The 7,721-nt window shown below is 71.2% G+C and carries 8 protein-coding genes; 2 read left to right on the top strand and 6 right to left on the bottom strand.

Annotation, left to right across the window (positions count from 1 at the left end):
* From VLK61_RS04560 to VLK61_RS04550, 3 genes are all read right to left on the bottom strand, one after another.
* Positions 1 to 1,427, bottom strand: a 1,427-nt coding sequence (locus tag VLK61_RS04560) for a GTPase domain-containing protein (RefSeq protein WP_325418740.1), incomplete at its 3' end; no start/stop codon positions are given.
* The gene (locus VLK61_RS04555) at positions 1,424 to 2,788 is read right to left on the bottom strand and encodes a DUF2868 domain-containing protein (protein ID WP_325418738.1); all 1,365 of its coding nucleotides are present in this window, start codon (positions 2,786 to 2,788) and stop codon (positions 1,424 to 1,426) included. The genes VLK61_RS04560 and VLK61_RS04555, both read right to left, overlap by 4 nt.
* Positions 2,789 to 2,914: 126 nt before the next feature.
* Positions 2,915 to 3,508, bottom strand: a complete 594-nt coding sequence (locus VLK61_RS04550) for a restriction endonuclease (protein ID WP_325418736.1) — start codon at positions 3,506 to 3,508, stop codon at positions 2,915 to 2,917.
* 104 nt (positions 3,509 to 3,612) lie between these two features.
* Between VLK61_RS04550 and VLK61_RS04545 the strand changes: the two genes are divergently transcribed.
* Both VLK61_RS04545 and VLK61_RS04540 read left to right on the top strand, forming a co-directional pair.
* The gene (locus VLK61_RS04545) at positions 3,613 to 4,104 is read left to right on the top strand and encodes a retropepsin-like aspartic protease family protein (protein WP_325418734.1); all 492 of its coding nucleotides are present in this window, start codon (positions 3,613 to 3,615) and stop codon (positions 4,102 to 4,104) included.
* Positions 4,105 to 4,153: 49 nt separating this feature from the next.
* Entirely contained in the window at positions 4,154 to 4,804 is a 651-nt protein-coding gene (locus VLK61_RS04540) for a hypothetical protein (RefSeq protein ID WP_325418733.1), read from the top strand.
* Positions 4,805 to 4,835: 31 nt separating this feature from the next.
* On the opposite strand, the gene VLK61_RS04535 is transcribed toward VLK61_RS04540, so the two are convergent.
* The 3 genes from VLK61_RS04535 to VLK61_RS04525 are packed head-to-tail and all read right to left on the bottom strand — an operon-like array spanning position 4,836 to position 7,716.
* On the bottom strand, positions 4,836 to 5,957 hold the full coding sequence (locus VLK61_RS04535) for a porin (protein ID WP_325418732.1): 1,122 nt from the start codon (positions 5,955 to 5,957) through the stop codon (positions 4,836 to 4,838).
* A gap of 9 nt (positions 5,958 to 5,966) precedes the next feature.
* On the bottom strand, positions 5,967 to 6,899 hold the full coding sequence (locus VLK61_RS04530) for an amidohydrolase family protein (RefSeq protein ID WP_325418730.1): 933 nt from the start codon (positions 6,897 to 6,899) through the stop codon (positions 5,967 to 5,969).
* Between the two features lie 16 nt (positions 6,900 to 6,915).
* Positions 6,916 to 7,716, bottom strand: a complete 801-nt coding sequence (locus tag VLK61_RS04525) for a crotonase/enoyl-CoA hydratase family protein (protein ID WP_325418742.1) — start codon at positions 7,714 to 7,716, stop codon at positions 6,916 to 6,918.
* Positions 7,717 to 7,721 lie beyond the last annotated feature (5 nt).

Below are 7,721 nucleotides of genomic sequence, written 5' to 3'. Positions count from 1 at the left end.
CCCGGGTACAGGCGCTGCAACAAGGTCTTCATGATTTCCGCCATCGGCGCGTGGAGCGCCGCGCCGAGGCGATCCGCTTCCGCCGGGTTGTCCAGCGTGCTCGCGCGGCCGGCCCAGAGCCGGCACAGGGCCTCGTCGTGCGCGCCCAGCACCTCGTCGACCAGCACGCGCCAGTGGGCCGGCGCTTCACCCTCCACCCATTGCCCACGGCCCCGGCCGAAATGCGCCACGGCCAGGTAGCGCAGCAGCGCGGCTTCGACCAGCGGCCGCATCGCCGCGTCGTCCCACGCGGCAAAACCGGCGCCGGTGCCGCGCACGATGTTGATCGCCCGTGCCGCGCCGTACGCGCCCAGGGCACCGATCAGGCCGCCGGCCAGCATGCCGCCGCCCAGCGTCAGGCCACCGGCGGCCAGGTCGGCGGCCAGCCCGCTGAGGGCACCGCCCAGCGCGCCGCCGATCAGGCCCGCAGCCTTGTCGCCCACCGCCTCGCGCAGCTTGATCTGTGCCGCCACGCGGTCCAGGATCACGCTGGCGGCGCGCCCCTCGATGCCATGCAGCGCCAGCAGGCGCGCGGTGCTGGCCCGCAGCTCGGCGTCCAGTGCTTCGGCCAGGCTGCGCTCGGCCGCCGCGACGGCGGGCCGCTTGCCCGGCAGCAGCCGCTCCAGCGCGCCCCGGCCGGTTTCCAGCGGCGCGCGCGCCGCCGCCACGCGGCCGAGGCTGCCGGCCAGTTCCGCCGCGGCAGCGTCGAAGCGGGCCAGGCGTTGCCGCGCCCATTCGCCATGCAGGCGCTGCATGCGGGCATCGTCGCCCAGCACCCGCGCGATGGCGCGCAGCAGCACGCCTTCCTGCACCCAGCAGCGGGCAAACGCGTCCAGCGGCAGCACGTCGTGCACCGGGGCGATGGCCGCCAGGTGGCGGCGCCAGCGCTCGATCTCGGCCGCTTCCTGCGCGGCGGCACGCGGCGCGCCCATCTGGTTCAGCAGCACCAGCACCGGCCGGCCGACCCAGGACAGCAGTTCCATCTCGGGCGCCACATAGCCGGCGGCCTCGGGCGACTCCGCTGCATTCACGAGGTAGAGCACGACATCGCAGTCCTGCTGCACATGGCGCAGGGCCTGCTGGCTGGCCCAGAACGGCCGGTCGCGCCAACGGTCCCACACCTCGGCCAGGAACCAGCCCAGCGGCGAAGGCCGCATGCGCAGGCGCCGCAGCAAGCGCACGCTGTCGCCGAAACCCGGCGTGTCCCACAGCTGCAACTGGTCGCCGCCGGGAGTCTGCAGCAGCAGGTTCATCTCGGCGAACTCGGTGACATGCGGGGCATCGCGCACCTCGCCGATGTCGCGGCCGAGCAGCGTGCGCGCCAGCGTGGTCTTGCCGACGTTGGTGTGCGAGACCAGCGACAGCCGGATCGGCCGGTTCTCAGTCATGCCAAGGCCGCTTTCAGGTCCGCTGCCGCCAGGCCGACGTCGCCCTCGAGGTCGACGCAGACCAGGCCCACGCCATGCGTGCGCACCAGGCCCTGCCAGGCCGCCCGCCGTTGCTGCAGGCGTTCGGGCTGGCTGGCGAAGCGGCGCTTGAACGCGGCCTCGTCGACGACCGCCAGCCGGGGCGTGGGCCCGGCCAGCGCGTCGAGCAGGCGACCATGCGCGTCCGACTCCGGCGTGGCGCCGAGCTCGAAGAGGGCGATGCGCAGCGTGGCATCGGCGGGCGGGGCGGTGGCCGCCTCTTCCTCGTGACCATGGGGCACCGGTTCGGTGATGCGCAGGTCGACCGCATCACCCCACACCGTCGCGAGCAAGGCACGCAAGCCCAGGGCCGCCTGCGCGGACACGGCGGCGGCATGCGGCCTCACCTCGGCCACGATGCGCCCGCCCCGCTGCTGCAGACGCAGCTTGTCGTAGTAAGGCCCGTCCAGCGGCAACGGAAAGTGGCGGCGCAGCCTGCCCACGCGCCAGGCCGCCCAGCCCGTCAGCGCCACACGCGGCAGCACGACCATCAACAGCAGGGTCACGGCATACAGATGGATCCATGGCGCCGCGTTGCCCTGCGGCGCCACGCCCTGCATCACGCGCAGCGGCGCGGCCTCGGGCACCGCGATGCCGGACACCGCCGCGGCCGGCGCCAGCAGCAGGTTCAGCACGGCCTGCACTGCCGGCGCGTCAAGGAAGGTGCTCTGCCAGCCGGCCCGGTAGTCCTGCACCAGGCCGCGCAGGTACAGGCCGGTGATGAGCCCCGCCGCGAGCGCCGCCGCTGCCAGATGCAGGCCCAGTGCCCAACGCGCGCCGGTCAGCGGCGCGGCGCAGCGGGCCCAGACGGACCCAAGGGCCAAGGCGGCTTCGCCCCCCAAACGCGGGCCTTTCATCATCCCGGCCAGCGGCCGACGCACGAAGCGGTGGCTGCCCGGCACCAGCAGGGCCAGGTAGACGGCCAGGTTCCAGGCCACCACGGCCCACACCGGCGGCGCCAGCAGGTCGATGTGATGCGCCGCGCCGATGCGATCGACCAGCATGCCGCCGATGAAGGCCAGCAGCACCGCGAGCGCCAGCCAGACCGCGTGCCGGCCCTGCGGCTGCAGCCAGCGCCGCGCCTGCGCATCGCGCGGCAGCAGGCGCTGCATCGCATGGCGTGCACGCTCGACAACATAGCGCTCAAAAGGCGCGTCAGCCGCGCCGTCCTGCCGCGCCGCGCGGTGGGCCCAGGCGCGATCGTCGTCGGTCCACAGCGGCGTCGGGCCGGCGGACTCGCGCGACTGCAGCAGCACCACGCGGCGTGCTTCGTCTTCCGTCATGGGCGCACTGTAGCCTTGCGTCGCGTGGCGTCGTGAGGCGTCACACTGGCGCGCGGCGCGCTGATGGCGGCGGGCTGATGGCGGCGGGCGGGTTCAGCGGGCCCTCACCACGAAGTCACCGCAAAGTCACCGCGTCGTCACCGGACCCAGGGGCAGCCCGCGCAGCGCGTGCGCCAACTCGTCGACCTGCCAGATCGCGATGCGGTGTTCCCGGGCAAAAGGCCAGGCGTTGTCGCTGAGCGGGCCGAGGCCGATGTACAGCGCGTCCGGCGCATCGGCGGCGTCGCGTGCCGCCTGCAGGACACGCAAGGCCTCGAGGCCGGTGCGGGCCGACTTCCAGCGCCGTGCGCACACCAGCATCTGGCGGCCCTTGCGCTCGAGCACGAAGTCGACGCTGTCCGCCTTGCCGCGCTGCACCGTGAAGCCGTCGCGCTGGAACGACTGCTCGAGCAGCGCCGCAAACCCCGGCCAGGCCATGCCGGCCAGCGCCTGCCGGGTCTGGGCCACGCGTGCCGCGCTGGGCAGGCCCCATTGGCGTCGGGCCGCCAGCGCGGCAATCACCAGGAACGGCAGCCCGGACAGCGCACCCACCGCGCGCAAAGGCCCGGAGAGCAGCGCGAAAGCCACCGCGCCCATCAGCAGCGCGATCAGCACGCTGATCCACCACGGCGAGCGCAGCAGGATCGCGAACAGCGAATTCTTCGACATCTGGAACTTCAAGGCGGTCTCCGGTGGGCGCTCAGCGGGCCCTCGGCGCGGCGCGGGGAAACCGGGGCGGCAGTCCCCGGCCCTGGCGGCGGCGATTTCATGGCATTGTCCACCCCATGCAACAAGAACTCCCCGGCACCCTCAAGGTGCTCACCGTCTGGCTGCTGATCGGCGCCGCCATCTTCCTGGGCATCCAGTGGTGGCAGCGCGAATCCACGCAGACCCGGTTCAAGCTCGACGGCGAGGTGGTCGAGCTGCAGCGCGGCCGCGACGGCCATTACCACTGGCCCGGCAGCGTCAATGGCCAGGCGGTGGACTTCCTCGTCGACACCGGCGCCAGCGGCACGGCGATCTCGGCCGGCCTGGCGCGCGAACTGGGGCTCGAATCGATGGGCGTGGTGCAGTCGCAGACCGCGGGCGGGTCGGCGGTCGGCAAGATCGTCGTCGCCGATCTGGCGCTGCACGGCGGCGTGCGCATCGACCGCATGCGGCTGATCGCGCTGCCAGCCCTGGGCGAGCGGCCGCTGCTGGGCATGGACGTGCTCGGACGGTTGCGCTGGCAGCAGGTGGACGGTGTGCTGCGTGTCGACCTGAGCACTCGGCGATAGTGGCCGCAGTGTGGGGTCTGGGCTGAGCATGCGCCATGGGAGGCTGCTGATGATGCTGGCCCTGCTGTGCAAGGCCCTCGGTGCCGTGGCCCAGCCCGCGACGGTGTCGGTGGACTTCCGCCTGACCCGCTACGAATCGGACGAAGGCATCCCCGGCGCGGCCGTTCGGCTGGTGCTGGGCGACGCGGCGCATGCACGCCAGGCGGACACCGGCCACCGCTTCGTCACCGAAGCCGAGGGCCGTGCGCGTTTCACGATGCCGGCCGTCATCGACCGCCGCTGGATCAGCGTGCCGGTGGCCCAGACCGGCCTCAGCGTGCCGCGGCGCGTCGACCACCTGCATGTGGCGGTGGAGCTGGAGCAGACGCTGCCCCTGATCGACGCTCATCCATCACGCCCAGCCGAAGGCCGCCTGCTGACGCAGCCCTGGCTGCACCTGCTGGACATCCACTGCATCAGCGCCGGCAGCTGTGCCACCAGCGACATCGGCAGCGTCTACGCGCCAGATGCCAACGGCCAATGGACGCGGCCGGTGCGCTTCGGCCAGACCAGCCCGCAGCTGCCCGAGCTCGGTGGCCTGGCGCTCAGCGAGCCCGGCTACCGCACCGCCAGCTTCCTGCTGACGCCCGAGGGCGAGGATCGCAGCCGCTGGACGCTGCGCCTGATCTTCCAGCGCAAGCCGGTGCCGGTCCGGCGCTGAGGCGGGCCGCCACGCGCCGAGCGCCGATGCTTCAGAAACTGTGGCGCAAGCCGGTCACGATGCCGGTCTGGCCGACGCCCGGCGCCGGGTTGCTGCCCGGTGCACCGCCGCTCACCGACATGGCCAGGCTGCCTTCGTTGTCGATGTGGCCGACGGCCGCGTAGAGCGCCGTGCGCTTGGACAGCGCGTAGTTGCCGCGCAGCACCGCCAGGCTGGCCTTGTTGGGCGAATGCTTGAACTTCAGCTGCGCGACCTGGGCGTCCAGCGAGAAGAGCTCGCCCACCGGGAGCGTGGCGCCGAAGAAGACCAGGTCGCTGCGCGGCGTGGTGGCGCTGCCGTCGTTGTCGCGCTGGATGACGCCGCCAGCCAGCTTGACGCTGCCCAGCTTGGCGTAGCCGTTCACGGTAGTGCGGCGATCGCTCAGCGTGCTGGACGTCAGGCCGGCCACGGCCCAGGAGCCAGCGCCGCCCTTGAGCGTGTCGATCGCCGCGGCAACACCCCAGCTCGGCTGGTCGTACTTGAGCAGCACCGACCATTCCCGGCAAGCCTTCGAATCGGTGGCGAGTTCACCGCCGCAGTTGGTGCCGGCCGGGTTGTTGGGGGCGGGGTTGGCACTGTCACGGCCGAAGCTGAAGGTGGCGCCGGCCGACAGGTCACCGAACTTGCCGCGGTACGATAACGCGTTATCGACGCGTGTGTTGGGCACGTAGCTGTCCAGCGAACCGATGGCAAAGACCATCGGCCCGATCACATCGGCCTCCAGCAAGGACCAGAACAGCATCGTGTAGTGGCGGCCGGCCGATACCGTGCCCCAGCCGCCGCTCAGGCCGACGAAGGCCTGGCGGCCGAACATGCGTCCGCCCTGGCCGGAGACACCGGTGTCCGGCCCGAAGCCGGCTTCGAGCGTGAACACCGCCTTCAAGCCGTCGCCCAGGTCTTCCGAACCGCGCAGGCCCCAGCGCGAGGGAAACGAGCCCGTCGTCGACGGCATGCGGGTCAGCGAGCCCGCGTTGGCGCCGACATGGTCGATGCGCTCGACGGCCGCGTCGACCAGCCCGTACAAGGTGTACTGCTGCGCCGAGGCCGAACCGGCCAGACAGGCCAATGCCGCGGCCGGGATGGCCCTCGCGAAACGGGATGACGATGTGTTCATGCTGTCTCCTCAACAACAGTCTTTGTCGGCGGCGGGCTGCAGCCGTTCATAGCGGCCATACACCGGGTCGCGGTCCAGGCCCAGCAGGCGGATGGCGTTCTGCTTCAGCACCAGCGGCCGCACCTCGGGCTTGATGTCCAGCGCAGAAAAGTCCTGCAGCCAGCGCTCGGGCGTGAGCACCGGGTAGTCGGAGCCGAACATCACCTTCTTGCGCAGCAAGGTGTTGGTGTACTGCACCAACTGCGGCGGAAAGTACTTCGGCGACCAGCCCGACAGATCGATGTGCACGTTGGGCTTGTGCGTGGCCACCGCCAGCGCGTTGTCCTGCCACGGAAAGGACGGATGAGCGATGACGATGGGCAGCGTCGGGAAATCCACCGCCACGTCGTCCAGCAGCATCGGGTCGGAGTACTTCAGGCGGATGCCGCCGCCGCCGGGCAGGCCGGCGCCGATGCCGGTCTGGCCGCTGTGGAAGATCGCCGGCAGGCCGGCTTCGGCGATCGCTTCATACACTGCGTAACAGGTCCTGTCGTTGGGATGGAAGCCCTGCGCCGACGGGTGGAACTTGAAGCCGCGCACGCCGAAGTCGCGGATCAGCCGGCGTGCTTCTCGCGCGCCCATCTTGCCGCGCAGCGGGTCGATGCTGGCGAACGGGATCAGCGCATCCGCATGCTTTGCAGCCTCTTCGGCGACTTCCTCGTTGCTGATGCGCGCCTGGCCCGTTTCGCGTTCGGTGTCGACGGTGAAGATCACCGCCAGCATGCGGCGTTCGCGGTAATAGGCGGCTGTCTCGGCGATGGTCGGCCGCGGCATCGGCTGCTTGAAGTAGGCGTCCATCGCCGCGTCCATCGCGATGGCGACGTCGTCCGGCGGGTTGCGGGTGGAGACCGTGGCATGCGTGTGCATGTCGATCGCCACCAGCTCGTCGAGGAAACTGCTCATGCTCGAAGCCCGTGGTTCAGGACGGCAACACCTTGCCGGCGCGTTTGTCGAGGAAGGCCTGCAGGCGCTCTTTCGCCTCGGGTTCGGATTGCGTGACGGTGGCCATCAGCGCTTCGGTCATCAAGCCGTGGGCCATGGGCTGCTCGGCGATCAGCGGCAGCGCGCGCAGGATCGCGAAGTTCGACATCGGCGCATTGCTCGCCATGCGAGCGGCCAACTCCTGGCCCTTGCGCAGCCCTTCGCCCGCCGGCACCAGGTGGTGCGCCAGTCCGATCTGGAAACCTTCCTGCGCGCTGTAGACATGGCCGGTGAGCATCATCTCGGAGACACGCGACACCCCGATCAGCTTGCTGATGCGCACCGAGCCACCCCCGCCGAGGAAGATGCCGCGCTGGCCTTCGGGCAGGCCGAAGTAGGCGTTGTCTTCGGCCACCCGCACATGCGCGACAGACGCCAGTTCGAGCCCGCCACCGACCACCGCACCGTGCATCACGCAGACGACAGGGCGCGTGCCGAACTGGATGCGCTCGAAGGCCTCGTACCAGACCATCGAATGCAGCATGCCCTCGGCCGGCGACAGCGGCCCCAGTTCGGACAGGTCGAGCCCGGCGCTGAAGTGTTCACCGGCGCCGTTCAACACCACGGCCTTGACGCTGTCGGGCAAGGCCTCGAAAGCGGCGCGCAGCTCGCCGATGAGGCGCAGGCTCAGCGCATTGCGCTTGTGCGGCCGGTCCAGCGTGATCGTCGCGACAGGGCCTTCGATGGCGACGCGCACCTCGGGCGGCGCCCCATCGGTGGGCAGGGGATTCAGGGGCACGGGAG

It is taken from the genome of Aquabacterium sp. (assembly GCF_035476535.1).
GTDB lineage: Bacteria > Pseudomonadota > Gammaproteobacteria > Burkholderiales > Burkholderiaceae_C > Pseudaquabacterium.
The sequence above is the reverse complement of the archived record's forward strand: the minus strand, read 5'-3'. Positions and strand labels throughout refer to the sequence as shown.

Coding starts and splice junctions, on each gene's coding strand:
- VLK61_RS04535 (WP_325418732.1), bottom strand. CDS start 5,957: ATGAACACATCGTCATCCCGTTTCGCGAGGGCCATCCCGGCCGCGGCA.
- VLK61_RS04530 (WP_325418730.1), bottom strand. CDS start 6,899: ATGAGCAGTTTCCTCGACGAGCTGGTGGCGATCGACATGCACACGCAT.
- VLK61_RS04545 (WP_325418734.1), top strand. CDS start 3,613: ATGCAACAAGAACTCCCCGGCACCCTCAAGGTGCTCACCGTCTGGCTG.
- VLK61_RS04555 (WP_325418738.1), bottom strand. CDS start 2,788: ATGACGGAAGACGAAGCACGCCGCGTGGTGCTGCTGCAGTCGCGCGAG.
- VLK61_RS04540 (WP_325418733.1), top strand. CDS start 4,154: ATGATGCTGGCCCTGCTGTGCAAGGCCCTCGGTGCCGTGGCCCAGCCC.